Source organism: Gordonia sputi NBRC 100414, assembly GCF_000248055.1.
Classification (GTDB): Bacteria; Actinomycetota; Actinomycetes; order Mycobacteriales; family Mycobacteriaceae; genus Gordonia; species Gordonia sputi.
This window is the reverse complement of the sequence record NZ_BAFC01000051.1, coordinates 15,815-42,789: the sequence shown is the minus strand read 5'-3', so window position 1 is coordinate 42,789 and position 26,975 is coordinate 15,815. Positions and strand designations below refer to the sequence as shown.

Annotated in this window: 28 protein-coding genes; 21 read left to right on the top strand and 7 right to left on the bottom strand. The window is 66.0% G+C overall.

Annotated elements, in window-relative coordinates:
• The 3 genes from pyrH to GOSPT_RS08020 all read left to right on the top strand — a co-directional run bounded on the left by pyrH (nt 1) and on the right by GOSPT_RS08020 (nt 2,300).
• On the top strand, nt 1–741 hold the full coding sequence (gene pyrH / locus GOSPT_RS08030) for a UMP kinase (protein WP_005204968.1): 741 nt from the start codon (nt 1–3) through the stop codon (nt 739–741).
• Between the two features lie 78 nt (nt 742–819).
• A complete protein-coding gene (gene frr / locus GOSPT_RS08025; protein WP_005204967.1) occupies nt 820–1,377 on the top strand; it encodes a ribosome recycling factor in 558 nt (185 codons plus the stop codon).
• 20 nt (nt 1,378–1,397) lie between these two features.
• Nucleotides 1,398–2,300, top strand: a complete 903-nt coding sequence (locus GOSPT_RS08020; protein WP_005204966.1) for a phosphatidate cytidylyltransferase — start codon at nt 1,398–1,400, stop codon at nt 2,298–2,300.
• Nucleotides 2,301–2,344: 44 nt separating this feature from the next.
• Here the strand turns inward: GOSPT_RS08020 and GOSPT_RS08015 are convergent, their stop codons facing one another.
• A complete protein-coding gene (locus tag GOSPT_RS08015; protein ID WP_005204965.1) occupies nt 2,345–2,947 on the bottom strand; it encodes a helix-turn-helix domain-containing protein in 603 nt (200 codons plus the stop codon).
• A gap of 124 nt (nt 2,948–3,071) precedes the next feature.
• On the opposite strand from GOSPT_RS08015, the gene GOSPT_RS08010 reads away from it, so the two are divergent.
• The 4 genes from GOSPT_RS08010 (at nt 3,072) to GOSPT_RS07995 (ending at nt 7,531) form a co-directional block, all read left to right on the top strand.
• Nucleotides 3,072–3,998 carry a metal-dependent hydrolase gene (locus GOSPT_RS08010; RefSeq protein WP_005204964.1) on the top strand — a complete coding sequence of 309 codons (927 nt, stop codon included), beginning with the start codon at nt 3,072–3,074 and terminating at the stop codon, nt 3,996–3,998.
• Nucleotides 3,995–5,080 (top strand): PDR/VanB family oxidoreductase, encoded by a 1,086-nt coding sequence (locus GOSPT_RS08005; RefSeq protein WP_005204961.1) that lies wholly within the window; start codon nt 3,995–3,997, stop codon nt 5,078–5,080. Before GOSPT_RS08010 ends, GOSPT_RS08005 begins: the two co-directional genes overlap by 4 nt.
• A gap of 103 nt (nt 5,081–5,183) precedes the next feature.
• Nucleotides 5,184–6,674 carry a flavin-containing monooxygenase gene (locus GOSPT_RS08000; protein WP_005204959.1) on the top strand — a complete coding sequence of 497 codons (1,491 nt, stop codon included), beginning with the start codon at nt 5,184–5,186 and terminating at the stop codon, nt 6,672–6,674.
• Nucleotides 6,671–7,531, top strand: a complete 861-nt coding sequence (locus tag GOSPT_RS07995) for a short-chain dehydrogenase/reductase (RefSeq protein WP_005204957.1) — start codon at nt 6,671–6,673, stop codon at nt 7,529–7,531. The genes GOSPT_RS08000 and GOSPT_RS07995 overlap by 4 nt, the downstream gene beginning before the upstream one ends.
• 3 nt (nt 7,532–7,534) lie before the next feature.
• On the opposite strand, the gene GOSPT_RS07990 is transcribed toward GOSPT_RS07995, so the two are convergent.
• Complete coding sequence (locus GOSPT_RS07990; protein ID WP_005204954.1) at nt 7,535–7,936, bottom strand: LapA family protein; 402 nt, start codon at nt 7,934–7,936, stop codon at nt 7,535–7,537.
• A 30-nt stretch (nt 7,937–7,966) separates the two neighbouring features.
• On the opposite strand from GOSPT_RS07990, the gene rlmN reads away from it, so the two are divergent.
• The gene (rlmN, locus tag GOSPT_RS07985) at nt 7,967–9,079 is read left to right on the top strand and encodes a dual-specificity RNA methyltransferase RlmN (protein WP_005204951.1); all 1,113 of its coding nucleotides are present in this window, start codon (nt 7,967–7,969) and stop codon (nt 9,077–9,079) included.
• Nucleotides 9,080–9,083: 4 nt separating this feature from the next.
• Here rlmN and GOSPT_RS07980 read toward each other — a convergent pair whose 3' ends face one another.
• The gene (locus GOSPT_RS07980) at nt 9,084–9,356 is read right to left on the bottom strand and encodes a DUF2631 domain-containing protein (protein ID WP_005204949.1); all 273 of its coding nucleotides are present in this window, start codon (nt 9,354–9,356) and stop codon (nt 9,084–9,086) included.
• A 142-nt stretch (nt 9,357–9,498) separates the two neighbouring features.
• Between GOSPT_RS07980 and puuE the strand changes: the two genes are divergently transcribed.
• From puuE to GOSPT_RS07950, 6 genes are all read left to right on the top strand, one after another.
• Nucleotides 9,499–10,464, top strand: coding sequence for an allantoinase PuuE (puuE, locus tag GOSPT_RS07975; RefSeq protein WP_005204947.1), 966 nt, complete (start codon nt 9,499–9,501; stop codon nt 10,462–10,464).
• Between the two features lie 26 nt (nt 10,465–10,490).
• A complete protein-coding gene (gene dxr / locus GOSPT_RS07970) occupies nt 10,491–11,654 on the top strand; it encodes a 1-deoxy-D-xylulose-5-phosphate reductoisomerase (RefSeq protein WP_039855205.1) in 1,164 nt (387 codons plus the stop codon).
• A gap of 55 nt (nt 11,655–11,709) precedes the next feature.
• Nucleotides 11,710–12,936 carry a M50 family metallopeptidase gene (locus GOSPT_RS07965; protein ID WP_005204941.1) on the top strand — a complete coding sequence of 409 codons (1,227 nt, stop codon included), beginning with the start codon at nt 11,710–11,712 and terminating at the stop codon, nt 12,934–12,936.
• 91 nt (nt 12,937–13,027) lie between these two features.
• The gene (gene ispG / locus GOSPT_RS07960) at nt 13,028–14,212 is read left to right on the top strand and encodes a flavodoxin-dependent (E)-4-hydroxy-3-methylbut-2-enyl-diphosphate synthase (protein WP_005204939.1); all 1,185 of its coding nucleotides are present in this window, start codon (nt 13,028–13,030) and stop codon (nt 14,210–14,212) included.
• Nucleotides 14,213–14,294: 82 nt separating this feature from the next.
• Complete coding sequence (locus GOSPT_RS07955) at nt 14,295–15,131, top strand: GNAT family N-acetyltransferase (RefSeq protein WP_005204938.1); 837 nt, start codon at nt 14,295–14,297, stop codon at nt 15,129–15,131.
• Between the two features lie 49 nt (nt 15,132–15,180).
• On the top strand, nt 15,181–17,016 hold the full coding sequence (locus GOSPT_RS07950) for a penicillin-binding transpeptidase domain-containing protein (RefSeq protein ID WP_039855176.1): 1,836 nt from the start codon (nt 15,181–15,183) through the stop codon (nt 17,014–17,016).
• Between the two features lie 133 nt (nt 17,017–17,149).
• Here GOSPT_RS07950 and GOSPT_RS07945 read toward each other — a convergent pair whose 3' ends face one another.
• Genes GOSPT_RS07945 through GOSPT_RS07935 form a run of 3 tightly spaced genes read right to left on the bottom strand, consistent with a single transcriptional unit; the run spans nt 17,150 to nt 20,027 of the window.
• On the bottom strand, nt 17,150–17,941 hold the full coding sequence (locus GOSPT_RS07945; RefSeq protein WP_005204935.1) for a heme ABC transporter ATP-binding protein: 792 nt from the start codon (nt 17,939–17,941) through the stop codon (nt 17,150–17,152).
• Nucleotides 17,938–19,017, bottom strand: coding sequence for a FecCD family ABC transporter permease (locus GOSPT_RS07940; RefSeq protein ID WP_005204933.1), 1,080 nt, complete (start codon nt 19,015–19,017; stop codon nt 17,938–17,940). Before GOSPT_RS07940 ends, GOSPT_RS07945 begins: the two co-directional genes overlap by 4 nt.
• Nucleotides 19,014–20,027, bottom strand: coding sequence for a heme/hemin ABC transporter substrate-binding protein (locus GOSPT_RS07935; protein ID WP_005204931.1), 1,014 nt, complete (start codon nt 20,025–20,027; stop codon nt 19,014–19,016). Before GOSPT_RS07935 ends, GOSPT_RS07940 begins: the two co-directional genes overlap by 4 nt.
• Nucleotides 20,028–20,237: 210 nt before the next feature.
• Here GOSPT_RS07935 and GOSPT_RS07930 point away from each other — a divergent pair, with 210 nt between their 5' ends.
• From GOSPT_RS07930 to GOSPT_RS07910, 4 genes are read left to right on the top strand one after another with little or no spacing between them, the layout of a single operon-like run.
• The gene (locus GOSPT_RS07930; protein WP_005204930.1) at nt 20,238–20,615 is read left to right on the top strand and encodes a TA system antitoxin ParD family protein; all 378 of its coding nucleotides are present in this window, start codon (nt 20,238–20,240) and stop codon (nt 20,613–20,615) included.
• Nucleotides 20,612–21,202, top strand: coding sequence for an ATPase (locus tag GOSPT_RS07925; protein WP_005204928.1), 591 nt, complete (start codon nt 20,612–20,614; stop codon nt 21,200–21,202). Before GOSPT_RS07930 ends, GOSPT_RS07925 begins: the two co-directional genes overlap by 4 nt.
• Nucleotides 21,199–22,062: a type I methionyl aminopeptidase gene (map, locus tag GOSPT_RS07920; protein WP_039855175.1), complete on the top strand. Its 864-nt coding sequence runs from the start codon at nt 21,199–21,201 to the stop codon at nt 22,060–22,062. Before GOSPT_RS07925 ends, map begins: the two co-directional genes overlap by 4 nt.
• Nucleotides 22,063–22,114: 52 nt before the next feature.
• A complete protein-coding gene (locus tag GOSPT_RS07910; protein ID WP_083837463.1) occupies nt 22,115–23,128 on the top strand; it encodes a hypothetical protein in 1,014 nt (337 codons plus the stop codon).
• 28 nt (nt 23,129–23,156) lie between these two features.
• On the opposite strand, the gene GOSPT_RS07905 is transcribed toward GOSPT_RS07910, so the two are convergent.
• Nucleotides 23,157–23,876 carry an SDR family oxidoreductase gene (locus tag GOSPT_RS07905; protein WP_005204923.1) on the bottom strand — a complete coding sequence of 240 codons (720 nt, stop codon included), beginning with the start codon at nt 23,874–23,876 and terminating at the stop codon, nt 23,157–23,159.
• A gap of 143 nt (nt 23,877–24,019) precedes the next feature.
• Between GOSPT_RS07905 and GOSPT_RS07900 the strand changes: the two genes are divergently transcribed.
• The 3 genes from GOSPT_RS07900 (at nt 24,020) to GOSPT_RS07890 (ending at nt 26,917) form a co-directional block, all read left to right on the top strand.
• Nucleotides 24,020–24,418, top strand: coding sequence for a winged helix-turn-helix transcriptional regulator (locus GOSPT_RS07900; protein WP_005204922.1), 399 nt, complete (start codon nt 24,020–24,022; stop codon nt 24,416–24,418).
• 4 nt (nt 24,419–24,422) lie between these two features.
• Nucleotides 24,423–25,982: a cobyric acid synthase gene (locus tag GOSPT_RS07895; RefSeq protein ID WP_005204921.1), complete on the top strand. Its 1,560-nt coding sequence runs from the start codon at nt 24,423–24,425 to the stop codon at nt 25,980–25,982.
• Nucleotides 25,983–26,080: 98 nt separating this feature from the next.
• Nucleotides 26,081–26,917 carry an alpha/beta fold hydrolase gene (locus GOSPT_RS07890; protein ID WP_005204920.1) on the top strand — a complete coding sequence of 279 codons (837 nt, stop codon included), beginning with the start codon at nt 26,081–26,083 and terminating at the stop codon, nt 26,915–26,917.
• The last annotated feature ends 58 nt before the right edge of the window (nt 26,918–26,975 follow it).

Here is a 26,975-nt window from a genome sequence, read left to right as displayed (position 1 = left end):
ATGAGCGAAACCCCCGAGTCCCAGGAATCCGCACGACCGGGCTACCACCGCGTACTGCTGAAGCTCGGCGGCGAGATGTTCGGGGGTGGTCAGGTCGGTCTCGATCCCGACGTGCTGAGCACCGTCGCAGATCAGATCGCCGAGGTGGTCACTTCGGGCGTCCAGGTCGCAGTCGTCATCGGCGGAGGCAACTTCTTCCGAGGTGCCGAACTCCAGCAACGCGGCCTCGACCGTGCCCGATCCGACTACATGGGCATGTTGGGTACGGTGATGAACTGCCTCGCGCTTCAGGACTTCCTGGAGAAGCGCGGGATCAGCACCCGCGTGCAGACGGCGATCACGATGGGCCAGGTCGCTGAGCCCTACCTCCCGCTGCGTGCCCAGCGCCACCTCGAAAAGGGTCGCGTCGTGATCTTCGGTGCCGGCATGGGTATGCCGTACTTCTCGACGGACACGACCGCTGCTCAGCGTGCGCTGGAGATCAAGGCAGAGGTCGTGCTCATGGCGAAGGCTGTCGACGGCGTGTACAGCGACGACCCGCGCACCAACCCCGACGCGACGCTGTATCGCGAGGTCACCCACCGCGAGGTACTCGACAAGGAGCTCAAGGTCGCCGACGCGACCGCGTTCAGTCTCTGTATGGACAACAAGATGCCGATGCTCGTGTTCAATCTCTTGGAGAAGGGAAACATCGCGCGTGCGGTGGCCGGCGAGCGTATTGGCACACTGGTCAGCACATAGGCCGACGGGGCCAACCCCCGACGCGGCGAGCGCGGTACGGACGAGAACCGGCAACAACGACGAGGACCAGGAATCGACATGATTGACGACGCATTGTTCGACGCCGAGGAGAAGATGGAGAAGGCTGTCGGCGTGGCGCGCGAGGACATGGGGTCCATTCGGACCGGTCGCGCGAATCCCTCGATGTTCAACAAGATCCACATCGAGTACTACGGCGCTTTGACCCCCGTCACCCAGGTCGCGTCGATCACGACGCCGGAAGCCCGATTGGTCGTCATCAAGCCGTACGAGCCGTCGAGTCTGCGTGACATCGAGACCGCGATCCGCAATTCCGACCTCGGCGTGAACCCGACCAACGACGGAAACCTGATCCGCGTCGCCATTCCGCAGCTCACCGAGGACCGCCGCAAGGAGCTCGTGAAGCAGGCGAAGGGCAAGGGCGAGGACGCCAAGGTCGCGATCCGCAACATCCGCCGCAAAACCGTCGACGAGCTCAAGCGCATCCAGAAAGACGGCGAGGCGGGCGAGGACGAGGTGTCGCGCGCCGAGAAGGAGCTCGACAAGACGACCGCAGGCTATGTGCACCAGGTCGACGAGCTGGTCAAGCACAAGGAATCCGAATTGCTCGAGGTGTGACCGAGGAGCCGACACATCCCATGTCCGACGATTCAGCGACGAATCACGACGACGACGGCAGTACGGCCAAGGCGGAGGAGACGACGACCGAGGCGGAGCCGAAGAAGTCGCGCGCGGGGCGTGATCTCCCGGCAGCCCTCGGGGTTGGGTTTTCCCTTGGTATCGGGATCATTCTGATCCTGCTGTTCGCGCCGAAACTCTGGTATGTCGTCGTCGCGGTGGCGTTCGCGATCGCGACGTGGGAGGTGGCCAAGCGCCTGCGTGACGGCGGTTACGACGTTGCGTTGCCGCCGCTGCTCGTCGGCGGGCAGGCGATCATCTGGTCGAGCTGGCCGTGGGGGACGACCGGCGTCCTGGTGGCGTTCGTGGGCACGCTCCTGGTGCTGATGGTGTGGATGTTGTTGGCGCAGGGCATCAATCACGCGCCGGTGAACTATCTGAAGAACCTGTCGGTGAGCGTGCTGGTGCTCGCCTGGCTACCTCTGCTGGCGTCGTTCGGCGCGATGATGGTCGTCCAGGACCACGGCGCCGCTCGCGTCGCCACCCTGATGGTTGTCGTGGTCTGCTCCGACGTCGGCGGTTACGCGGCCGGCGTGCTCTTCGGCAAGCATCCCATGGCACCGGCAATCAGCCCGAAGAAGTCGTGGGAGGGCCTCGGGGGTTCGCTGGTTGTGGGCACTGCGGGTGCGATCGGCTGTGTGGTGGGGCTGCTCGACAGCCAGTGGTGGATCGGACTGATCCTCGGGCCTGTTCTCGTGGTCTGCGCGACGCTCGGCGATCTCGTCGAGTCCCAGATCAAACGCGACCTCGGCATCAAGGACATGGGCACGCTGTTGCCGGGTCACGGCGGGATCATGGATCGCCTCGACTCGCTGCTTCCCTCGGCATTCATCGTGTGGTGCGTGCTCACCGCACTGCTCTGACCGCCTTCGCCGCGACGTCGTGTCAGTGGTCCCATGGGGGCCTTTCAGCCCGGGCCGGCGATCGCGAGTAGGTGGTCGCGCGCGAATTTCTCGACGTCGTCGTAGTTCGCCAGCGGCACGCGCACCTCGGGCGTCAGCAGGATGGAATGTGTGATGCGCACCAGGATCTCCGCGCGTGACGCCAACTCGTCGTCGTCGAGCGCGACGTCAGGGGTGCGCAGGATGTCGGCGGTTGCCTCCACGGCGGCCGCGAGGATGAACGATCCGTTGAGCGTCAACTGTTCGAGCACCGACGCGGGCTCGAGTTCGAGGAGCCGATTCCACACCGGGTTGCCCCGTACGGTCGTCACCGTGGTGGCGAATGCGGTGACCACCCTGTCGGCGTAGGTATCCGCTGCGTCGGCTGCGGCGCGTACGTCGGCGAACAGGCGCGTCGCCTCGCGGATCAGGACCGCGGTCAGGACCTCGTTGCGCCCGCCGATCCGGCGGTAGACGGTGACACGTCCGACACCCGCTCGCTTGGCGATGTCGTCAACCGTTGCACGACGGATGCCGATATCGGCGAAGACGTCGAGCGCGGCGTCGAGGATCGGGTCGGATGCGGCGTCGACGCCCGCCCCCGCGGCGAACAGACCGAACACGGACATGGTGTCAGCGTAAACGACATTTGGCTATTGAAACACTGAATCAAAATGTGTTTCACTGTTCGCGTCAGGGAGGTGACGTGACTCACGCAGGCGTCGCCCCGAGTTGGCACGACGAGGAGGGGCCGTGACGCACGCACAGCCACAGGAGCAGGCGCAGGAGCAGGCACACCGGGCGCGCACACACGAGTACGACGAGGAAGCGTTGGCGATCAACGCACGTCCCGTTCGGTTCGACTGGAGCGGAGTGCCACTGGAGTACATACCCGGCGAGCCGTACGCGACGCACTTCTGGAACGTCATGCACCTGGCCCTGCCCGAGGGTGAACGGGCCATGGCCGACGTGTTCGCGCAGGCACTTGTGTTGATCGACGACCCTCGACTACGGGAGGAGGTCGTCGGATTCGTCGGTCAGGAGGCCACGCACGCGTCGTCGCACGAGGGGTTCCGAAAGTACCTGATCGCCAACGGGGTCGAGATCGGGCCGGTCATGGCACGCATCGAGTTCGCGGTCGAGAAGATCTTCGGCGATCACGGGATCACCGACGGCCGCGCGAGCAGGGCGTGGCTGTCGGAGCGTCTCGGAATCTACGCGGCAGCAGAGCATTTCACCGCGGTGGTGGGTGAGTGGCTGCTCGACAACACGGCCTTCGACGACGTCGGCGTCGACCCAACCATGCTCGATCTACTCCGGTGGCACGGTGCGGAAGAACTCGAGCATCGAAACGTCGCGTTCGATGCATTCCAGTACGTCGACGGCGGCTACTTCCGTCGTGCTCGCACCGCGCTGATCGCCTCGACAGGGCTTGCCGCACTGTGGTTTTCGACTGCGGCGTACCTCTACCGCAACGACGCGACCATTGCTCGACGCCGTCCGTGGCCCGTGGCATTCGCGCTTGCGGCACGTCGGCACATGATTCCCGGAATCTCGTTCCTGTTCGAGCAGATCTACCTGTACCTCCGCCCGGGGTTCCATCCGTCGAGCATGGGCGATATCGACAAAGCCGTTCGCTACCTGGCGATCTCACCTGCGGCGCGGGCGGCGGAGCAGTGAACTATCTTCCGCCACCCACCACAGACGTAGACAATCCGACGCCGGTCCTGCGTGAGATCCACCGGTTGGCGCGGGGCTATTCTCGTGTGTTCGCGCAGGCGCGTCTCGCCGACCGACTCTCGCGTCCCAATCCGGTGCGGCGGGTCGGATTCGACATGCGACTCGACGTGGTCGAGAGTGTCGAGGCGGTCGACGGGGTGCGACTCATCACGCTCGCCCGACCTGACCGATCAGCCCTGCCCATGTGGAGCCCCGGCGCACACATCGACGTGTTCACCCCGTCCGACCGTCAACGCCACTACTCGCTCACCGGCGATCCCGCCGACACCAACACCTATCGAATCGCGGTGCGGCGCATACCCGATGGAGTCGGCTCGGCGGAGATGCACGTGCTGCGAGCTGACGATCAGTTACGAATCCGGGGACCGCGCAACGCATTCAACTTCGCCGCCACCGCACAGTGTCTCTTCGTTGCGGGCGGGATCGGCATCACCCCGATCCTCGCGATGGTCCGCGAAGCACACGCGCGCGGCCTCGACTGGCACCTCGTCTACACGGGCAGGTCGCGGGCGACGATGCCGTTCCTCAACGAGCTGCTCGCGCTCGATCGCGACCGGGTGCGTATTCACGCCGACGACGTCGACGGCCCGCCCGACATGGCCGACCTCCTCGGCGTGGGCATCGGGAGCGGCAGCGACACCGCGCCGATCTACCTGTGCGGACCGTCGAGCATGCTCGCCGCGGCGCGACGCCTCGTGGTGGAGCACGCCCCCGGACGTGAGCTACACAGCGAAAGGTTCAGTCCGCCACCGGTTGTCGACGGCTGGCCGTTCCGGATCGACTTCGCCTCGGGCGGCTCGGTCGGTGTGGCCGCAGACGAGAGCGCCCTCGCGGCGATCCGCCGTGTGCGACCCGACGTGCGCTACTCATGCCAGCAGGGCTTCTGCGGGGCGTGTCGCGTGCGGGTGCTCGCCGGTGCCGTCGAGCACCACGACCGCGTGCTGATCGGTGACGAACGCGACGATTCGATGATGATCTGCGTCTCGCGCGCAGCAGACGACCACGTTGTCGTCGACCTCTAGGAGGAACCACACAGTGCACGATTCAGCCCGACAACAGCCTGTCCACCACGATTCAGGCCGGCAAGCCCCAACCCAACACGATCCGGCCAGGCGGCACTTCCGCGTGGCGATCATCGGCGCGGGATTCGGCGGCATCGGCGCCGCGATTCGATGCTTGCAGAACGGATTCGACGACCTCGTCGTGTTCGAGCGCGCCGCAGCCGTCGGTGGAACCTGGGAGGTCAACACGTATCCCGGTGCGCAGTGCGACATCCCGTCGGTTCTGTACTCGTTCTCGTTCGCACCCAACCCGGACTGGACGCGCCTGTATCCGTTGCAGCGTGAGATCCAGGCGTACATCGCCCGGTGCGCCGCGGACTTCGGCGTCACACCCCACATCCGGTGCGGTCACGACGTCACCGATGCGTCGTGGGACGACCTCGCGCAGGTGTGGCGACTGACGGTCAACGGATCGTCGTTCACCGCTGATGTCCTCGTCGGCGCGACGGGTCCGTTCAGCGAGCCGTCCCGTCCCGACATTCCCGGACTCGACGACTTCGACGGCGACGTCTTCCACTCCGCGCAGTGGGATCACGACTGGTCGCCGACCGGCAAGCGGGTGGCCGTCATCGGAACCGGCGCATCCGCGGTGCAATTCGTGCCTCAGATGCAGCCACAGGTAGCGCATCTGACCCTGTTCCAGCGCACGCCCACGTGGATACTCCCGCATCCGGATCGGCCGATTTCGCAGCGCGTACGGACCATGTTCGCGCGGGTACCGGCCACCCAACGTGCACTGCGCGGAGCCTGCTCGCTCGTGCAGGAAATGATGGTGCCCGGCCTGGTGAGCTATCCTGCGCTACTGAAACCTGCTGCAGCACTGGGCCGGTGGCATCTGCGTCGGCAGGTGGCCGACGAGACGCTGCGGGCGGAGTTGACTCCGACATACTCCTTCGGGTGCAAGCGACCGACCTTCTCCAACAGGTACTACCCGGCGTTGACCGCACCGAACGCTGCGGTGGTCTCCGAGGCGATAGTCGGGGTACGGGCCGAGGGCATCGAGACGGCCGACGGTCGCGTCCACGAGGTCGACACCATCCTCCTCGGTACCGGCTTCAAACTCGCGGCGGGGGAGGGCTTCTCGCGCATCCACGGTGCGGACGGCCGCAGCCTGTCGCAGGTGTGGGGCAACGGCGAGATGAAGGCGTACCGCGGCACGAGCGTCGCGGGGTTCCCGAATCTCTTCATGATCCTCGGACCCAACTCGGTGGTCTATACCTCGCAGGTGGTCACCATCGAAGCGCAGGTCGACTATCTGATCGACGCTCTGAAGACCATGCGCCGGAGGGGAATCCGCAGTTTCGATGTCACACAGTCGGCCCAGGCCCGGTTTGTGAACGAGGTCGATAAAGGCCTCGAGGACTCCGTGTGGAACACCGGTGGCTGCTCGAGCTACTACCTCAGTCCGTCGGGGCGCAACTTCACGTTCTGGCCGGGTTACGTCTTCACCTTCAGGCGGGCGATGAAACACGTGAACTGGGATGACTTCGACGTCCGAACGGGCGTATCACATCGACACGGGGCGTCGCCGACGCGTGAGGCGGTGTTCGGATGAGTTGCACGGACATTCGGGGTTCGGTGGTGCTCGTCACCGGTGCGGCACAGGGCATCGGCTTGCGCACCGCGCACCGCCTCGTCGACTCCGGAGCGCAGGTGGTGCTGACCGATGTCGACGCTGCCGCATTGGAATCCGCGAGTACCGGTTTCCCCAACGACTCCGCCCACGCGGTGGAAGCTGATGTGCGCCAATTGGATTCGATGGCCGCCGCCGTCGACAAGGCAGTCGGCAGGTTCGGCCGTCTCGACCACGTTGTCGCCAACGCAGGTATCACGCCACCGACGGCGACGCTACGCGGGGTCGACCCGGCAGCCTTCGACCGCGTCGTCGACGTCAACCTGCGCGGAGTGTTCAACACCGTGCGCGCATGCATGGAGCCGGTGATCGCCGCACGTGGACACATGCAGCTGATTGCCTCGTGCGCGGCCTTCGCTCCCGGGATGGGAGGGTCGGCATACATGATCACCAAATCGGGGGTGGAACAACTCGGGCGTGCGTTGCGCATCGAACTGTCGGCGTACGGCGCCTCCGCGGGCATCGCGTACTTCGGCATCGTCGAGACCGATATGACGCGGGCGACGCTCGACGACGACCCGATCGGAAAGGAGATCGGCGGTCAACTGCCGTGGCCGCTGAATCGTCGGATCACAGCGGACGACGCCGCCACAGTCCTGGTCGACGCAATCCATTCACGAAGGGGACAGGTCGTCGCACCCCGGCAGTGGTCGGTGTACTCGGCACTTCGAGGACTCATCAATCCGCTGCTCGACGAGAAGCTCACACGCGACGCGTCGATTCATCGGATCGTCAGGCACCTCGACGACGCCGTCGCGCCGAGATCAGAGGGTGCGTGAGGTTCACGCCGCCGGTGGCGGATCCGTCGCGACCTTGGCCTTCTTCAGCGTCCGGTTGAGCTGGTACATCCGCGCGCCTCCCGCCATCGCGACGATCAACGCGCCTGCGATCGCCGCGATCAGCAGGCTGACGCCGACAGGCAGGTTGACCTCCCAGAACAGGATGTCGATGCGTTGCGATTCCAGGTTCTGCAGGATGAAGACCAGCAGCAGGATCGTGATGATCGCCCCGACTACCAGGCCTGTGAAGGCAGCGCGCGTACGCGTGTGCTCGACCTTCTCGATTTTGGTCCGCAACTCCTGCCGTTCGGCCAATAGAGCCTGATGCTCGGTCGGGTCGACGGTTGGCGTCACGTCGGGTTCGGTCACGTCGTGGTTGGCCCTGCGCTTGTCGCCGTGGTTCATACACCCATGATGACATGCGACAATGGATTCATGACGTCATTGCCGCTCGTGTTCACCGCGCCCAAGAAGGGACTTCCGCCGACGCACTTCGCTGATCTCGATGTCGACGGTCGGCGCGCGGTCATCACTGATCTCGGCCTGCCGAAATTCCGTGCAGACCAGTTGGCTCGGCAGTACTACTCGCGGCTCAATGGCGACGTCGAGGAGATGACCGATCTTCCGGCTTCTGCGCGCGCCGCTGTCGCGGAGGCGCTGTTTCCGCAGCTGCTCACGCCTGTTCGTCATATCGCCTGCGACGACGGCAGCACACGCAAAACCCTGTGGCGCCTGCACGACGGCACCCTGCTCGAGAGCGTCCTGATGCGATACAGCGATCGCAATACCCTGTGCATCTCCAGCCAGGCTGGATGCGGAATGGCCTGCCCGTTCTGCGCGACCGGGCAGGGCGGACTCGACCGCAACCTGTCGACCGGTGAGATCGTCGATCAGGTGCGGGTGGCAGCGCGAGCGTTGCGCGACGGCGAGTTCGGCGATGCAGGCAGGCTCTCGAACGTGGTCTTCATGGGCATGGGTGAGCCCCTGGCCAACTACAAGCGCGTCGTCTCCGCTGTCCGACAGATCACCGCGCCGAGTCCGGAGGGACTTGGAATCTCTGCACGCTCGGTGACCGTGTCGACCGTCGGCCTCGCGCCCGCGATTCGACGCCTCGCCGACGAGGGATTGTCGGTGACGCTTGCGGTGTCTCTGCACACCCCGGACGACGAACTGCGCGACACCCTTGTGCCGGTCAACAATCGCTGGTCGGTGCAGGAAGTTCTCGACGCCGCCAGGTATTACGCCGACACCACCGGCCGTCGGGTCTCGATCGAGTACGCCTTGATCCGCGACGTCAACGATCAGCCGTGGCGAGCCGACATGTTGGGCAGCAAGCTACACAAGGCACTCGGGTCGCTGGTGCACGTGAACCTGATCCCGCTCAACCCGACGCCCGGCTCGCAGTGGGATGCGAGCCCGAAGGACGTCGAACGGGAGTTCGTTCGACGCGTGCGCGCGCAGGGGGTCTCGTGCACCGTGCGCGACACACGTGGGCAGGAGATCGCCGCGGCGTGCGGCCAACTCGCTGCCGAGGAGACGAGCGGTTAGACGCTCAGCTCCACTTCTTCTTCTTGAACATCTTGTAGAGCAGGATGCACGCGAGCGCGACCGCGATGACGATCAGGTAGATGTCCTCGACGTGGCCGACCTGGTTGCCGATCAGCATGAACAGCAGCGCTGCGACGCAGAACCAGCCTGCGGCGTACATCGACTTCGTCGCGGTGCCGTGCCAGCCGAACCGCGCCGAGGGTGCATCCTCGGGCTCGTGCTTCCAGCCGGTGTCGATCTGCTTGTGCTGCTCGTGCTCGACCTCGGTGCTTGCCACGGTGGCTCCTCACTGCGAAACAACTGACACTTCTGCCCAACTACAGATGTCCGACGACGATCAGTAGTAGTTCACGATGAGCATAGCGGCCGCGTCGTTGCCCCGTCGCACGGCCACGCGCGATCTGGGAGAGAATGCCGGGATGCTCCCGACGACACGCTCGCTGACCGACTACCGCACCGAGAACTACCCCCGCGACATGATCGGGTACGGACGTACCACCCCCGATCCGCAGTGGCCGGGCGACGCGAAGATCGCGGTGCAGTTCGTCCTCAACTACGAGGAGGGCAGCGAGAACAACGTCCTCGAGAATGACCGCGGCAGCGAGACCTTTCTCTCCGAGATGGTCGGTGCGCAGTCGTTTCCCAATCGGCACATGAGCATGGAGTCGCTCTACGAGTACGGCTCGCGCGCGGGGGTGTGGCGCATCCTGCGCACGTTTTCTCGACGCGGATTGCCGCTGACGATCTTCGCCGTCGCACAGGCGATGGCGCGCAATCCGGAGGTCGCGGCGGCATTCGTCGAGCGCGGCGACGAGATCGCGTGTCACGGGTATCGCTGGCTGAACTACCAGATGGTCGACGAGCACGTCGAGCGCGAGCACATGCGCGCGGCAATCGAGCTGCTGACCGAGATCACCGGGTCGCGCCCGCTCGGTTGGTACACCGGCAGAGACTCACCGAAGACGCGCGATCTGGTCGTCGAGTACGGGGGATTCGCCTACGACTCCGACAGCTACGCCGACGACCTGCCGTACTGGGTCAAGGTGCCCAGGCGCACCGCTGGTGTGATCGAGGACGTCGACCATCTCGTCGTGCCCTACACGATGGACACCAACGACATGCGGTTCGCGTCGCCCGGCGGTTTTCCCTCCGGCGAGCAGTTCTACGCACAGCTGCGTGACGCCTTCGACGTGCTCTATCGCGAGGGACTCGACGGATCACCCAAGATGTTGTCGGTAGGCCTGCACTGTCGGGTCGTCGGACGTCCGGCACGGTTGGCCGCGCTCGAGCGTTTCCTCGACCACGTGCAGTCTCACGACGGCGTCTGGATACCTCGACGCATCGAGATCGCCGAACACTGGCGAAAGGTCCACCCGCCTGCCTGAGTTGCCCGGTGAGTGACAATGGTCCGGTGAGCACACGCGTACTGATTCTCGGCTCGACCGGCTCGATAGGGGTTCAGGCCCTCGAGGTGATCGCCGAGCATCCCGACCGATTCGAGGTGGTCGGTCTCGGTGCAGGCGGCGGCAACCTCGACCTTCTGGCCGAGCAGGCGCGCTCGACCGGCCTGACAGCGGATCGGATCGCCGTCGCCGACCCGGTCGCCGCGGAGAAGCTCGCAGCTGAACTGGGCGACGGCGTCCTCGGTGGGGCGGAGGCCATGTGCAGGCTCGTCGAGAGCGTCGACGCCGACGTCGTGCTCAATGCGATCGTCGGATCGATCGGGCTGCGGCCCAGTCTCGCCACGCTGGAGTCCGGCGCTCGGTTGGCGCTCGCGAACAAGGAGTCGCTTGTCGCGGGCGGGTCACTGGTTCTCGACGCCGCATCCCCGGGGCAAATCGTCCCCGTCGACTCCGAGCATTCGGCGATCGCACAGTGTCTGCGAGCGGGGGCAGCCGACGAGGTGTCGCGGCTGGTGCTGACCGCATCCGGTGGGCCCTTCCGTGGGTGGACCAGCGAGCAACTCGTCGACGTCACGCCTGAGCAGGCCGGTAAGCATCCGACCTGGTCGATGGGTCCGCTCATCACGTTGAACTCCGCGACGCTGGTCAACAAGGCGCTCGAGGTGATCGAGGCACACCTGCTGTTCGACGTCGACTACGACCGGATCGACGTCACGGTGCACCCGCAGTCGATCGTGCACTCGATGGTGACCTTCATCGACGGCGCGACCATCGCCAAGGCGTCTCCGCCGTCGATGAAGCTGCCGATCGCGCTGGCGCTCGGCTGGCCCGACCGTGTTCCCGGCTCGTCGAGTCCCTGTGACTTCTCGACGGCGTCATCGTGGACGTTCGAACCGGTCGACAACGCCGTGTTCCCCGCGATCGAGCTCGCCAGGGAGGCCGGGCGCGCGGGCGGAAGCCTCACCGCGGTGTACAACGCCGCCAATGAAGCGGCCGCCGCCGGGTTCTTCGCGGGACGCATCAGCTTTCCGCGCATCGTCGAGATCATCGCCGATGTGCTCGCCGTCGCAGATGAATGGCGTGCGCAGCCGGGTACTGTGGAGGAGATCCTTGCCGCCGACGCATGGGCACGAGAGCGCGCTGCGCAGTTCGTCGCACACGCTTCCGCGTGAGAAGGAGACCAGCCCGTAGATCCTGCTGCGGGGACGTCGAATTGGAGTTGAGTACGTGAGTTTCGCGATCGGCGTCGTGCTGTTTGCGGTTGCGCTGGTGTTGTCGGTCGCCTGGCACGAATGCGGTCACATGTGGGCCGCGCAGGCCACGGGCATGAAGGTCCGACGCTACTTCGTCGGATTCGGCCCGACGCTGTGGTCGACCAAGCGTGGCGAAACCGAATACGGCATCAAGTTGATTCCCGCGGGCGGTTTCTGCGACATCGCGGGCATGACTCCCTACGACAAGCTCGACGACGACGAGCGCGACCGTGCCATGTACCGCCAGAAGCCGTGGAAGCGGTTCGTGGTGTTGCTCGCGGGTCCGGCGCAGAACATCATCCTCGGCCTGGTCCTCGTGTTCATCGTGGCGGTCGCGTTCGGCCTGCCCAAGATCGGTCCCGACGCCAACAACGCACCCGTCTACGTCGACAAAGCGACGTGCGTGGCACCGAGCACCGACGCCAAGGGCGAGCCGGTGGCCTGTTCGGGACCCAGCCCCGCCGCGCAGGCAGGGCTCCGGTCGGGCGATCAGGTCGTCGCGATCAACGGGCATCGAGTCGACAACAACGCCGACCTGATCACGACCACGTGGAAGACCTCCGGCACCGCACAGCTCGAGGTCCTACGTGATGGCCAGACCGTGACGGTCGACGTGCCCGTCACCCAGGTGCAGCGGATGAAGAAGGCCGACGACGGGTCGCTGGAGCCGATCACCGTCGGCGCCATCGGTGTGCAGCTCAATACGCCTCCGGAGCCGGTCAACCACTACAACGTCGCGACAGCGGTACCGGGGACGTTCTCGTTCACCGGCCAGCTGCTCGTCGAGACGTTCAAGGCGTTGGTCTCGCTGCCGTCGAAGGTCAGCGGGCTGTGGGCCGCGGTGACCGGCGGTGAACGTGCAACCGATTCCCCGGTGAGTGTCTACGGGGCATCGGTGATGGGCGGGCAGACCGTCGAACACGGGCAGTGGAGCGTCTTCCTGCTACTGCTGATCAGCGTCAATCTGTTCCTCGGGCTGTTCAATTTGGTCCCGCTACTACCCTTGGATGGTGGGCACATGGCGATCGTCGGCTACGAAAAGGGCCGCGATACCGTGCGCCGGTGGTTCGGCAGGGCGCCTGGGGGCGTCGTCGACTACTACAAACTGATGCCGATCACTTACGCGGTGGTCATCGTGATGGCCGGGTTCATGGTCCTGACCTTGACCGCCGACATCGTCAACCCGATCAAGATCTTCTGATGCGCGGCCCCGTCAGCCCAGATGCGACGGCCGCGAGCGGCCCCGATTCGACGGCCGCGCAGACAACCGAATCCGCTTCGAGGAGTACGAGATGAACGCACCTGCCACGGGTGGGGCCACCGCCATCGGTCTCGGTATGCCCGCGGGACCGCCCCCGGTACTGGCGCCGCGTCGCAAGACCCGTCAGATCCACGTCGGGTCGGTGGGCGTCGGCAGCGACTATCCGGTGTCGGTGCAGTCGATGACCACCACCAAGACGCACGACATCAACGCGACGTTGCAGCAGATCGCCGAACTGACGGCGTCGGGATGCGACATCGTCCGTGTGGCGTGTCCGCGGCAGGAGGACGCCGAGGCGCTGCCGATCATCGCGAAGAAGTCGAAGATCCCGGTGATCGCCGACATCCACTTCCAGCCGAAGTACATCTTCGCTGCGATCGACGCCGGGTGCGCGGCGGTCCGTGTGAACCCCGGCAACATCAAGGAGTTCGACGGTCGTGTCAAAGAGGTCGCGAAGGCGGCCGGCGACGCGGGTATCCCGATCCGGATCGGTGTGAACGCGGGATCGCTGGACAAGCGCATCATGCAGAAGTACGGCAAGGCGACACCCGAGGCGTTGGTCGAGTCTGCGCTGTGGGAGGCGGGACTGTTCGAGGAACACGGGTTCGGCGACATCAAGATCTCGGTCAAGCACAATGACCCGGTCATCATGGTCGAGGCGTACCGGCAGCTCGCGGCGCAGTGCGACTATCCGCTGCACCTCGGGGTGACCGAGGCGGGTCCGGCATTCCAGGGGACGATTAAGTCGGCGGTGGCGTTCGGATCGCTGCTCAGCCAGGGCATCGGCGACACCATCCGGGTATCGCTGTCGGCACCGCCCGCCGAGGAGATCAAGGTGGGCGACGCGATCCTGCAGTCGCTCAATTTGCGCCCACGCAAGCTCGAAATCGTGTCGTGCCCCTCGTGCGGCCGCGCGCAGGTCGACGTCTACAAGTTGGCCGAGGCTGTGACCGCCGGGCTCGAGGGTATGGAGGTTCCGCTGCGCGTGGCCGTGATGGGCTGCGTCGTCAACGGTCCGGGCGAGGCCCGCGAAGCCGATCTCGGCGTCGCCTCAGGCAACGGCAAGGGCCAGATCTTCGTCAAGGGCGAGGTCATCAAAACGGTTCCCGAAGCCGAAATCGTGGAGACGCTGATCGAAGAAGCGCTGCGGATTGCAGAGGAATCGGGAGAAACTGGTGAGGGTGCGGTGGGATCACCTACCGTGACCGTTTCCTGACGACAGTCGGCTGGCCCTGCTCTATTGGCGACCGGGTCGGCACGTCGTCGGAACGTAACCCCCGGGTCGATGGAGGAATGACGTGCTGAGGCTGTTGGGCGACAAACCGCTCGGCGCACGCGACGCCCCCGTGGTGGCGCGCGTCCTCAATGCCGATCCGGTCGCCAGTTGCATGGTTGCTGCCCGCTTCGAGACGCACGGTATCGACCCGAGGCTCCTCGGCGGCGAACTGTGGACCGCCGACGATCCCGCCACGTCGCTGTGCTTTTCGGGCGCCAACCTCATCCCGCTGCTCGGTACGAGCGCCGACATGACCTACTTTGCCGAGCGCGCCCTGTCGAGTTCGCGGGTCTGTTCGTCGATCGTCGGCGACTCCGAACACGTGCTCGCCATGTGGGATCGGCTGTGCTCTGCGTGGGGTCCCGCTCGCGAGGTCCGACCGGCGCAGCCGCTGCTCGCGCTGTCGGGTCCGCCGCTGGTTGCACCCGATCCGGGCGTGCGCCTGGTCACCCTCGACGATCTCGACGTCTACCTTCCCGCTGCCGTGGAAATGTTTATCGGGGAGGTCGGGGTCGACCCCTGCGCGGGGGATGGTGGCCGGTCGTATCGTCGACGTCTGGCCGCGTTGATCTCGGCGCAGCGGGTGTTCGCACGTTTCGACGGCTCCGCGGTGGTGTTCAAAGCCGAGATCGGTTCTCTCTCACGCCGAGTCGGCCAGATCCAGGGAGTCTGGGTCGATCCGACGCGGCGCGGACAGGGATTCGGTGCGGGTGGCACTGCCGCGGTCGCCGCGGCGGTGCAGGCACAGGGCCGGATCCCGAGTCTGTATGTGAACAGCTTCAACCTTCCCGCACGGTCGGTCTATCAGCGGATCGGATTCACCGAGGTCGGCACGTTCGCCACCGTCCTCGTCGACTAGGGCGAGCCTCCCCGGCGGGTGGTCCTCGCGGCCCTATCATCAGCTACCGATGGTGCTTTTGAGACGTCGCGTCGCTTCCCTGATTCCCGTGGCGATCAGTGCTGCGCTCATCGTCGGGGCCACCGCCTGTACCTCGGCGGACGACGGTCCGCGTCAGGCGGCACAGCACTTTCTCGAGGAGTTCGGCAAGCGAGATGTCGACGCCGCCGCGGCGCTGACCGACAATCCCGGTCAGGCTGCGCAGGGACTCGGGGGCGCATGGTCGGGATTGGGTGCCACCTCGATGACCGCGGAGGCCGGTCGTGCCGACATCAACGGCGACACCGCCGACATCGACGTCACCTATCGCTGGAAGTTGCCGCGCGGTCGCGAATGGACCTATCCGGCCACGGTCAAGATGGGGCGGAGCGATTCCGGCTGGTCGGTCCGCTGGACGTCGACCGACGTACACCCGGATCTCGGTGCGAATCAACGCTTGTCGATGCGGATCGTCGAGGCGCCGCGAGCGACGGTCAACGAGGCCGATGGCTCGCAGGTGATGGTCAACGGAACGGTCGTCGGCGTCAACTTCGACGCGAAGAAGGCTGCGGAGCAGGGGTCCGTCGCCGATTCGGTGACCCGGCTGACCGCTGCGCTCAACGCGACGGGCATGTCGCTCAATGCACAGAAGATCGCCGAGGATTCGACGGCCACAGACGGCGAGTACCCGATCACGCGCCTCGACCAAGCCCAGTTCGACCGTCTCCGTGACCAATTGGCGATTCCCGGAGTCGTCACCAATGAGCAGGCCGAGCTCGTCTCCAAGGACCCGGGTTTCGCGCCCGCACTGCTGTCTCAGGTCAAGAAGGTCGTCGACAGCGAGGTCGACGGCAACGTCGGCTGGCGGGTCGTCACGGTCAACCCCAACGGACTCGACGCGGACGTCCTGACCGACCACGCGGCCACACCGGCGCCGTCGATCTCGTTGAGTCTGTCGCGCGCCGTCCAAGACGCCGCACAGCGGGCAGTCAACGCCACCAACCGTTTTCAGATCGCGATGGTCGTGATTCAGCCGTCGACCGGACGCATTCTCGGAGTGGCGCAGAACCAAGCCGCCGATACGAGCGGACCCATCGCCACCACCGGGCTCTACCCGCCCGGTTCGACGTTCAAGATGGTCACCGCGACCACGGCGATCAGACGCAATCTGGCACAACCGGATTCGCTCGTTCCGTGCCCGGGTGAGATCGAGATCGGCCCGCGAACCATTCCGAACTACGACAGATTCTCGCTCGGCACCGTGACGATGCTGAAAGCGTTTGCGGCGTCGTGTAATACGACGTTCGCCCATCTGGCCAGCATGATGGGGCCGTCGGACCTCGCCAACACGGCAGCGGCGATGGGCGTGGGGGAGCAGTACAAGATTGCAGGCCTCGACGCCGTGTCGGGGTCTGTCCCGATCGCCAACGAGCTCGTGGCCCGTAGCGAGGACGGCTTCGGTCAGGGCAAGGTCTTGGTCAGCCCGCTGGGCCTGAGCCTGGTGGCGGCGACCGTCGCCAACGACGGCAAACGTCCTGTCCCGCAACTCATCCTCGGCAAGCCCACCACGGTGACCGGACCGACGCCCGCCCTCGAACCCGGCGTCGTGGACAAGCTCCGCCCCATGATGCGTGCGGTGGTCACCGAGGGAACGGGCACGACGATCGCCGAACAGGGCGAGATCTACGGCAAGACCGGTGAAGCCGAATTCGACGGTGGATCGCACGCCTGGTTCGCGGGCTACCGCGGCGACCTCGCCTTCGCGACACTCGTCGTCCGCGGCGCCGACTCGAACAACGCAGTCGCGGTGACGCGCGACTTCTTCAACTTCCTGCCGCCGGGCTACGCGACGGCCACCCGCCCCTAGACGCGCTACCCAGTCGGCAGGCTCGAGCGCCCAGTCGGCGTGCTCGAGCGCCCAGTCGACGCTGCGCGGCATGGCGAGTGGGCGCTTCTGAATGCCGACTGTGCGCTTCTGAGCGCCCAGTGGGTACCCGCGCTCAGCGGCGCCGCGGGATGATCACCGGTTGGCCGGTCTCGGGGTGGTCCCAGATCTCGACGGGGTGGTCGTAGGTCTCCGACAGTCGGTCCGCGGTCATCACGTCGCGCACCGAGCCGACCGCCAGCAGATGGCCCTCCTTCATCAGGGCCACGCGGTCGGCGTAGGCGGCGGCGAGTGAAAGGTCGTGGACCACAAGCAAAATGGCGGCGCCGTTGTCGCGGTGGCTGCGCAAGATGTCGAGGACGCCCTCTTGATGGTGGATGTCGAGGGCCGCGGTCGGTTCGTCGAGAAGCATGATCGGGGTCGATTGTGCGAGCGCACGACCCAGCGAGACGCGCGCCTGCTGGCCTCCGGAGAGCTGTCCGAATGAGCGCTCGGCGATGTCGTCGAGATGGCACAGGCGCATCGACTCGGCGATGATCCGCGGTGAGTCGGCGGCCTGCGGAGTACGCAGCCACGGATACCGACCCATTTCGACGACCTCCGCGACCGTGAACGGCGTATCCGGACGATTCTGCTGGGTCACCAGCGAGCGTGCCCGCGCCAGATCCCGTGCGTGCATTCCGCCGATGTCGACGCCGCCGACCGTCACACGGCCCGCCTGCGGAGTTCGCAGACCCGCCATCACCGACAGCAGCGTCGACTTACCGCATCCGTTGGGGCCGACCAGCACGACGAGTTCGCCAGGCGCGACCTCCAGGGTGACGTCGCGGACCACGGTTCGCCCGCCGAGCTCGACGTCGATGTGCTCGCCGAGCAGCCCGGCCGGTGTCGGGGTGTCAGCGCTCACCAGCCGGCTCCCGCATTCCGACTCCGGCGTAGGAGCAGGAAGAAGACCGGCCCGCCGACGATCGAGGTGAACAGGCCGAGCGGCAGGCTCGCGGGAGGCATCACGGTCCGGGCCGCGAGATCGGCGGCAGCGAGGACCAGTGCGCCGCCGATGACGCTGGTGGGCAACAAGATCGAATGTCTTGGTCCGACGATCAGCCGCATGAGGTGCGGCACGATCAGTCCGACGAACATCACGATGCCGGTGAACGCGACGGCGGCCGCGGTCAGGATGGCCACCAAGACGATGACCTGCCGACGCACCACTTCGACGTTCACGCCGAGCGACGCGGCCTGCACCTCGCCGAGCGCGAGCAGATCGAGCTTGTGCACCAACAGAAACGACGCCGCGACGGCCGCGACGACGAGCGGCAGCGCCACCCACACCGGCCCCCAGCCGATGCCCTCGAGTGAGCCGAGTTGCCAGAACACGATCTGCTCGCGGGCCGTCGTCGACGCGATGAATGTGAGGTAGGCGATGACGCCGAGTGCGAAAGCGTTGACGGCGATCCCGGTGAGTACCAACATGATCGGCGACGACGAGCCGTCGCGCAGCGAGAGTACGTACACCGCTGCGGAGGTGGCGAGCGCGAAGACGAAAGCGACAGCGGCGAGTGCCCACCCGTTCACGCCGACGCCTCCGACGACGATCATCAGTGCCGCGCCGACGGCGGCTCCCGACGACACTCCGACGACGCCGGGCTCGGCGAGGGGGTTTGCCAGGACGCCCTGCATGAGACACCCGCCCGCACCGAGCGCGGCACCGACGATGAGGCCCATGACAATTCGGGGGAAGCGGACGTTCCAGAGCGTGTACTCACCGATGTCGGCCGGAAGCGGTCCGATCGACACGTGAAGGTGGTGTGCGAGGCTGCCGAGGACTTCGACGGGTGACACGCTGACCTGCCCGACGGCCGCCGACGTGATCACCACCAGGACGGTCAACACCAGGAGCGCCACGATCACGACGACACCCGATGCGCGGCCGCCGTGGGTGGTGAGATGTCGCGATCGCGACGGTGAGCGCTGCAGGGTCATACGTAGATGGCCCGGGCGAGCGCGCCGAGCACCTTCCCGGTGTCGGGTCCGAACGAGAGCATCTCGGTCTCGTCCATCTGGACGACACGATGCGCTTTGCCCGCACTGGTCTGCGAGACACCGGGGAGCGCGAGGACGCCGTCGAGTCCGCCGACCGAGTCGGCCCCCTGGGTCATCACGAGGATCACATCGGGGTTCGCGGTGAGCAGTGCTTCCGTGGTGACCTGGGTGAACCCGGGCTTGAGCCCCGATGCGGTCCCGGCGTCGGTGCCGCCGAGCGCTGCGATCAGATCATCGGCCCCCGATTGCGGTCCGGACATGAGCACCAGTCGTGGGCCGCGGATGTAGAGAAACGCCATGCGCGGATTGCCCGACGGATTGGGCACCGCTGCTCGGGCGTCGGCGATCTCCTTCTCGGTCCGCGTCACGAGTTGCTCACCGGCCTGCCGGACACCGAGGGCGGCGGCGACGTCGCGGATGAGGGCGGGGGTGGTGGCAATCGTTCGAGTGGAGGTGAACGCGACAACCGGGATGCCGGAGTTGCGGATCTGGTCGACGGCGCCGGGCGGTGTCGTGTCCTCGTCGACGAGCACCACGGTGGGGTTCAGCGCGAGAACCGCCTCGGCGCTGAGCGTGTGCCCGTTGGTCGTGACGAGGGGGAGTATCGACGCCGACGGAAACGTCGTCGACGTGTCGCGGCCGACCACCCGCGATCCGAGACCAAGCGAGAACACGGTGTTGGCAAGCGTTCCGTTGCGATCGATCGCGATGATGCGGCTGGTGTCGGCAACCGTCACCCTGCCGTGTCCGACGGAGTCGACAGTCGTGGGCAGTGTGGCGCTCGGGGTCGTGGTGACCGGCACGACGTCGGGGTCGGGGAGCGTCGCCGTCGATGGACCGTTGCGTAGATGTGCGGTCGCGGCAACCGAACTGCTCGTCGACTGCTGGATGGGTACGGTGCTACATCCCGCAATAAGCGCGACCAGCGCTCCCAGCAACACCGCGAGCACCCGTGAAGACCTCAATCGCCCGCGACCTCCCGCTTTCCCCGACATGTCATTCGTGCCACCTGGGGCAATGCGTCGGCTTAGTCTCACCTTAGTCGTCGCATCGACTGGGGCGTCCGACGGATCTGGCTCTCGACCAGCTCTGGCCGTAGCAGATTGCTACACTGGGTAGAGGTTCGTGGTCAGGACGAGACTTCGAGGTCAGGAGGAGACATGGCGAACGTCGCCGACAAGGTAACTCGTTTCTCGTCGGAGCTCGTCGACGCCGCGGCGTCGGAGGGTCGACGCGAACAGCGCTCTGCGCGACAGCAACTCGAGCACTGGGTGCGGGTCGGTCGTGAGGTGTCCGACCAGCGGCAGGTCGCCCGCCGTCGAGTCGAGGCCGCACTCGCCGGACGGCTCCCGCTCGGCGATCTGTCGATCGAGGAGGGGGCGGTGTTCAACGCGGAGATCGCCGCATCGCTCGAGGAGTCGCTCGCCACCGGCAATCACGTCGCCGATCGTGCGGCTCGCGGTCTCGCGACGGTCGCACTCGACGACCAGGGCCGCGTCGTGAAGCATCTGCCTGACGGTACGCAGATCGTTCTGTGAAGCGGCTCGACCTCGTCGTCGGGCCGAACGGTGCTGGTAAGACGACGTTCGTCGAGCAGCGCCTCGCGCCGCTCCTACCGGGCAGCGTGTTCGTCAATGCCGACGTGATCGCCCGCGAGCGCTGGCCCGACGCCCCCGAGGCGCACTCCTATGAGGCAGCCCGGATCGCCTCGACGATCCGCGAGACGCTGATCGAGCAGGGCGAGTCGTTCGTCGCCGAGACCGTCTTCTCTCATCCGTCGAAGCTGCACCTGATCACCCGTGCGCGACGATCGGGCTACGTCGTGGTCCTCCACGTCGTACTCGTTCCCGTCGATCTGTCGGTGGCACGTGTCGCCGAACGGGTCGTCGAAGGCGGGCATTTCGTGCCGGAGGACAAGATCCGCGGCAGGTATACGCGGCTGTGGGCTCTGGTGTCTGCCGCGATCGGCATGGTCGATCACGCGACCGTGTACGACAACTCGGCTCCCGACATCACGCGGATCGTCGCGCGCTTCGTCGACGGCGACCACGCGGGCACCGCGCAGTGGCCGTCGTGGGCGCCCCACGAACTGGTCGAGATCACGGAGCCTAGTCTGGAGGTATGACCGTGCGCACTGCTCTTCGACCAGGAAAGCCGACACCCCTCCGTCAGGTGCCCGACTCCATCGAGCGTCCCGAATATGTGTGGAAGCCGACCGTCAACGAGGGCCACGAGCCGTGGGTGCAGAGCCCCGAGGTCATCGAGAAGGTTCGTGTGGCGTCGAAGATCGCCGCCAACGCGCTCGCCGAGGCGGGCAAGGCTGTGGCCCCCGGTGTCACGACCGACGAACTCGACCGAATTGCACACGAGTACATGATCGACCACGGTGCATACCCATCGACGTTGGGCTACAAAGACTTTCCCAAGTCGTGCTGCACATCTCTCAACGAGGTCATCTGTCACGGCATCCCCGATTCGACGGTCATCGAAGACGGCGACATCGTGAACATCGACGTGACCGCGTACATCGACGGCGCGCACGGCGACACCAATGCGACGTTCCTGGCGGGCGATGTCTCGCAGGAGGTGCGGGATCTGGTGGAGCGCACCAGAATCGCCACCGAGCGAGCGATCAAGGCGGTCAAGCCCGGTCGCGAGCTCAACGTCATCGGACGGGTGATCGAGGCCTACGCCAACAGGTTCGGCTACACCGTCGTTCGTGATTTCACCGGACACGGGATCGGCGAGACGTTCCACAACGGGCTCGTCGTGCTGCACTACGACCAGCCCAACGTCGACACCGTGATCGAACCCGGCATGGTGTTCACGATCGAACCGATGATCAACCTCGGCGGCCTGCCGTGGGAGATGTGGGACGACGGCTGGACCGTCGTCACCGCAGACAAGAAGTGGACCGCACAGTTCGAGCACACGCTCGTCGTCACCGACGACGGCGCCGAGGTTCTGACGATTCCCGACGCGTAGTGTTTCGCCCGGATCAGGCGATGGCGCTTGTGATGGTGTGAGGAGTCGAGACGTGGGCCAGCCCCCATGCGGTCAACCGCAATACGGTCCACCGCAGGATGGTCAACCGCAATACGGTCAACCGCAATACGGCCAAACCCCATACGGCCAGCCGCAATACGGCCATCCCCAGTTCGGTCAAACCCCGTACGGCCAGCCGCAACACAGCCAACCCCAGTTCGGTCATCCCCAGAACGCTCAAACCCCCTTCGGCGCGACCGTTGCGGGCTATCCCGGGTACCCCGGCCAGCCCGGCAATCCGTACGCCCCGCAGCAGGGCGGCACTCCGCCCGGGCCGCAGCGTCGGACGGGGAAGGGATGGTGGATCGCGGCCGGCGCGGTTGCGGTGATCGTCGTGGTGATGATCGTTGCTGTGGTTTTGGTATTCACACTCGGCGGCGAGCGCGGGAAGCCGATGCCGACGGCCACAGCCGCCGCGTTGCTCCTACCTCAGTCCGATTTCCCCGCTGCGGGAGGCACTTTCGCCGATTCGAATGGCGAGTCAGGCGAGAAGGACAAAACCGACTACTCGCTCACCGTGGACAAGCCGGAATGCAAACGATTGGCCTACGGTAGTTCCGCCAGTGGCGACGGTGCCGCGCGGATGCAGACACTCGGCGATCTCGCGTCAGGGTCGTTGGCCAGCTACTCGGCATCAGTCGAGAAGTCTGCGGATCCCCAGTTGACGTCCGACCTCGAGCAACTCAGGAGCACCTGCGAGACCTTCACGGCGACGGTGACGGGCTTCGGTACCAGCACGGAAGTCCACATCAACGTCACACCACTGACGATCTCCGGCATCAACGGTTCCTACCATGCGATGACCATCACAAGCTCGGCCGACGATGTTCAGTCCACACTCAAGTTTGCTTCGGCGATGGTGATCGGCGTCGAGCGCGGTGTGGTGTTCATCGAGCAGTACGACGTGTTCGGCACCTCCACCGCGTCGACAACGAGTTCGGAAACCACCGGAAACCTCGCGACGATGTTCAACAAGCAGCGCTCGATCATCGCCGACGCCCACTGACTGCGTGTGGGACGCTGGTGTGCGCCGATCAGGCGCTGCGCGCCCCGCCTTCGACGTGGATGGTCTCCCCGGAGACGAATCCTGCGGTGAGCAACCATTCGGCGGCGTCGACGATGTCGTCGACGGTGCCGACGCGCCCGGCGAGATTGCCTCCCGCGACGCCGTCGAAGAACGCGCTTCGGTCGGCGTCGGGCATCGCGTCCCAGGTTCCGGAGTCGATGATTCCGGGCGAGATCGCGTTCACGCGAATGGGTTTCAGTTCATTGGCCAGATGGCTGACCGCGAACGAGACCGCTCCGTTCGTGATGCCCATGACCGAGTAGCCCGGCGCGGGCTTCCATGCGGCAACACCGGAGAACAGGGTGATCGATCCGCTCGGCGGTATCTGCGGCGCAAAATGCTTGGCCAGTAACATCGGTCCGATCACTTTGGCGTCGAACGCCCTGGCCGTCGCATCGTGATCGAGTTCGGCGACGGGCACATTGTGATGTGCCGCTGCGGTACTCACGATGTGGTCGACGGCCCCGAGTTCGGCGGCGGCTGCGGCGATCGACTGTTCGTCGGTGACGTCCAACGCGATCCCGCGTGCGTCGCGCAGCTCTGCAGCCGCCTTCTCGGCGGAATCGATGTCACGCGCGCCGATGATCACCGACGCTCCGGCGGCGTCGGCTCGGCGTGCGATCGCCAGACCGAGGTTCTTGGCACCGCCGACGACGAGGACGGTGGTTCCGGACAGTTGTGCGCTCATGGCGTGGTCCCTTCAGATCGGTAAGCTGAACACCGACAACGGTATGGATTTGATACCGGTATCTTCAACGAAATCGTCGACGACCAGCGCAGATCGAGGCGTCTAGCGGTGCCGGGAGCGCGAACTGCGGTGAGAGGAAAGAGATGGCCAAGGCGTACGACGTGATGGCAGCGACGTGTCCGAGTCGGGTTGTGCTGCACCGGATCGGGGCGCGCTGGACGGTGTTCGTCGTCACCGCGCTCTCCGACGGCCCGATGCGGTTCAGTGCGCTCAAGGCGCATATCGAGGGCATCACCCCGAAGGTGTTGACGGAAACCCTGCGCGCCCTGAACTACGACGGACTCGTCGACCGTCTCGACTTCGGTGGTCAGCCGCCGCATGTGGAGTACCAGCTCACCGATCTCGGTCGGTCGCTGTTGGTGCCGCTGGCGGCCGTGCGGGCATGGGCGGAGGATCACGTCCCCGATGTCGAGGACGCGCACCGACGCTTCGACGACGATCTCGCGCCGAGGCGGACCGACGGGAGCGCCCCGATAGGGTGAGCCGGTGAGGGAGTTACGCGGAGCGCTCCTCGTCGGGGGTACGAGTTCCGACGCGGGCAAGAGCCTCGTCGTGGCCGGACTGTGTCGAGCGCTCGTGCGCGAGGGCGTGCGCGTCGCGCCGTTCAAGGCGCAGAACATGTCCAACAATTCGGTCGTCACGCTCGATGGCGGTGAGATCGGTCGTGCGCAGGCGTTGCAGGCCACGGCATGCGGACTCGCACCGTCGACTCGATTCAACCCGGTGCTGCTGAAACCGGGAAGCGACCGACGTTCGCATGTCGTGGTCCGTGGCAGACCTGCGGGCGATGTGGGAGCCCGTGACTACCTCACCCGCCGAGCGGAGCTGCGTGAGGTGGTCGCCGACGAACTCGCCTCTCTGCGTGCAGAATTCGACGTCGTCATGTGTGAAGGCGCCGGATCGGTCGCCGAGATCAACCTCCGCGACTCCGACATCGCCAACATGGGTCTCGCGCGATCGGCAGACCTACCGGTGATTCTCGTGTCCGATATCGACCGCGGCGGATCGCTCGCGCACCTGTTCGGCACCACCGCACTCCTTGATCCCGACGACCAGGCGTTGATCGCCGGGTACGTGATCAACAAGTTCCGCGGCGATCAGTCGATCCTCGATCCCGGCCTGGACACCCTGAGCGCGCTGACCGGTCGCCCGACGCTGGGCGTGCTCCCGTTTGTCGACGATCTGTGGATCGACGCCGAGGACTCGTTGGCCGCGCCGGTGGGACGCAGGGTCGGTCCGCCCGAAGCCGCAGGCGCACGCAGTGAGGGTTCGGGCGCGTCCGAGCGGCTGACGGTCGCCGCCATCCGGTTGCCACGCATCTCGAACTCCACCGACGTCGAGGCGCTTGCCTGCGAACCGGGTGTCGATGTCACCTGGGTCGCCGACCCGACGTCGGTGCGCACCGCCGACCTGGTCGTCGTACCGGGAACGCGCGCGACGGTGTCCGACCTCGCGTGGCTTCGTGAACGCCGACTCGACGTCGCGCTGTCCGAACGCGCGGCACGGCATGGCGCGATCCTCGGTATTTGCGGTGGCTTCCAGATGTTGGGCAGACGGATCGTCGACCCGGTCGAATCAGCCGGTACGGCCGTCGTCGACGGTCTCGGTCTGCTCGACGTCGACGTCCGATTCGAGCCCGAGAAGGTGCTGCGCACGGCGACCGGCGTCGTCGACGGCGTCGAGGTCACCGGGTACGAGATCCATCACGGCAGGGTCGTCGACTCGTCGGAGGCGTCGTGGATCGACGATGCCCTGCAGGGGCCGGAGGGTGCCCGCCGCGGCGCGGTCCGGGGCACGCATTGGCACGGGCTGTTGGCGTCGAATGAGTTCCGGCGCAACTACCTGCGCGAGGTCGCCGCAGGCGCGGGTAAGTATTTTGAACCGGCAGGTGATACCGACGTCGCCGCGATCCGGGGCAGGCAGCTCGATCTCATGGCAGATCTGGTGACAGCGCACCTCGATATGGCCGCGATCTGCGACATCATCGGCGGCGGCGCAACGCGACGAGCGCCGACGATTGCCCACTACCTGGACGGGCACCGGTGAACGTCGGGGGCAGCGGGTCCGGAAGCAGTGAGATTTGCAACCTGTGACCCGGCTCAACCCGGTGATTCATCGGCGGTCCCGCCGCTAGGGTTGGTGGAGTGGAAACTGAGCGGCGCGAGATCACAGTCGGCGACCTGACCTTCGACGTCCGCGTCGGCGGTCCTGACCGCGGCCCGTGGGTGCTGCTGTTGCATGGCTTCCCGGTGAACAGCTCCTGCTACGACGACGTCGCCGACCGCCTGCACGAGTCGGGCCTGCGGACCATCCAGGTCGATCAGCGCGGCTACAGCCCCGGCGCGCGTCCCGAGGGAGTCGAGGCCTACCGGCTCGAGGCACTCGTCGACGACGCACTCGGCGTACTCGATGCGCTCGACGTGCCGTACGCGATTCTCGTCGGTCACGACTGGGGTGGAATCGTCGCCTGGCACCTCGCAGGTAAGCACCCCGACCGGTTCACCGGCCTGGTCGTGGCGAGCACGGGCCATCCGTCGGCGATGCGTGATGCGATCAAAGACCCGGACGCCGTCGACGATCAGCGCGAGAAGTCGGCGTACATCAAGGATTTCATCGCCGAGGGTGCCGAGGAGATGCTCCTGGCGCGTGACGGGGTGCTGCTGCGTCGCGCAGGTGTGACGGCCGAAGAACTGGCACCGCTGCTCGAACCGGGGGCGCTCACGGCGGGACTCAACTGGTATCGCGCCAATTTCACCGGCGACGTCGCCGCGACGCTCTCGTGCCCGCCGATCGAGATCCCCACCACCTTGGTGTGGAGCGACGGCGACACCGCCCTCGGCCGGGCGCAGGCGCAGGGGAGTGGCCGCTACGTCTACGGCGACTACCGGTTCTGTGAACTGCCCGGCATCGACCACTGGATTCCGCAGAAGGCCGCGAAGGAGTTGGCCAGCGAGATCGCGCTGCGCTCGGCGGTGTTCTGACAAACCTCGCTGCGCTCGGTGGTGTTCTGACAAACCTCGCTGCGCTCGGTGGTGTTCT

Coding starts and splice junctions, on each gene's coding strand:
- pyrH (WP_005204968.1), top strand. CDS start 1: ATGAGCGAAACCCCCGAGTCCCAGGAATCCGCACGACCGGGCTACCAC.
- frr (WP_005204967.1), top strand. CDS start 820: ATGATTGACGACGCATTGTTCGACGCCGAGGAGAAGATGGAGAAGGCT.
- GOSPT_RS08020 (WP_005204966.1), top strand. CDS start 1,398: ATGTCCGACGATTCAGCGACGAATCACGACGACGACGGCAGTACGGCC.
- GOSPT_RS08015 (WP_005204965.1), bottom strand. CDS start 2,947: ATGTCCGTGTTCGGTCTGTTCGCCGCGGGGGCGGGCGTCGACGCCGCA.
- GOSPT_RS07995 (WP_005204957.1), top strand. CDS start 6,671: ATGAGTTGCACGGACATTCGGGGTTCGGTGGTGCTCGTCACCGGTGCG.
- GOSPT_RS07990 (WP_005204954.1), bottom strand. CDS start 7,936: ATGAACCACGGCGACAAGCGCAGGGCCAACCACGACGTGACCGAACCC.
- rlmN (WP_005204951.1), top strand. CDS start 7,967: ATGACGTCATTGCCGCTCGTGTTCACCGCGCCCAAGAAGGGACTTCCG.
- puuE (WP_005204947.1), top strand. CDS start 9,499: ATGCTCCCGACGACACGCTCGCTGACCGACTACCGCACCGAGAACTAC.
- ispG (WP_005204939.1), top strand. CDS start 13,028: ATGAACGCACCTGCCACGGGTGGGGCCACCGCCATCGGTCTCGGTATG.
- GOSPT_RS07950 (WP_039855176.1), top strand. CDS start 15,181: ATGGTGCTTTTGAGACGTCGCGTCGCTTCCCTGATTCCCGTGGCGATC.
- GOSPT_RS07940 (WP_005204933.1), bottom strand. CDS start 19,017: ATGACCCTGCAGCGCTCACCGTCGCGATCGCGACATCTCACCACCCAC.
- GOSPT_RS07930 (WP_005204930.1), top strand. CDS start 20,238: ATGGCGAACGTCGCCGACAAGGTAACTCGTTTCTCGTCGGAGCTCGTC.
- map (WP_039855175.1), top strand. CDS start 21,199: ATGACCGTGCGCACTGCTCTTCGACCAGGAAAGCCGACACCCCTCCGT.
- GOSPT_RS07905 (WP_005204923.1), bottom strand. CDS start 23,876: ATGAGCGCACAACTGTCCGGAACCACCGTCCTCGTCGTCGGCGGTGCC.
- GOSPT_RS07900 (WP_005204922.1), top strand. CDS start 24,020: ATGGCCAAGGCGTACGACGTGATGGCAGCGACGTGTCCGAGTCGGGTT.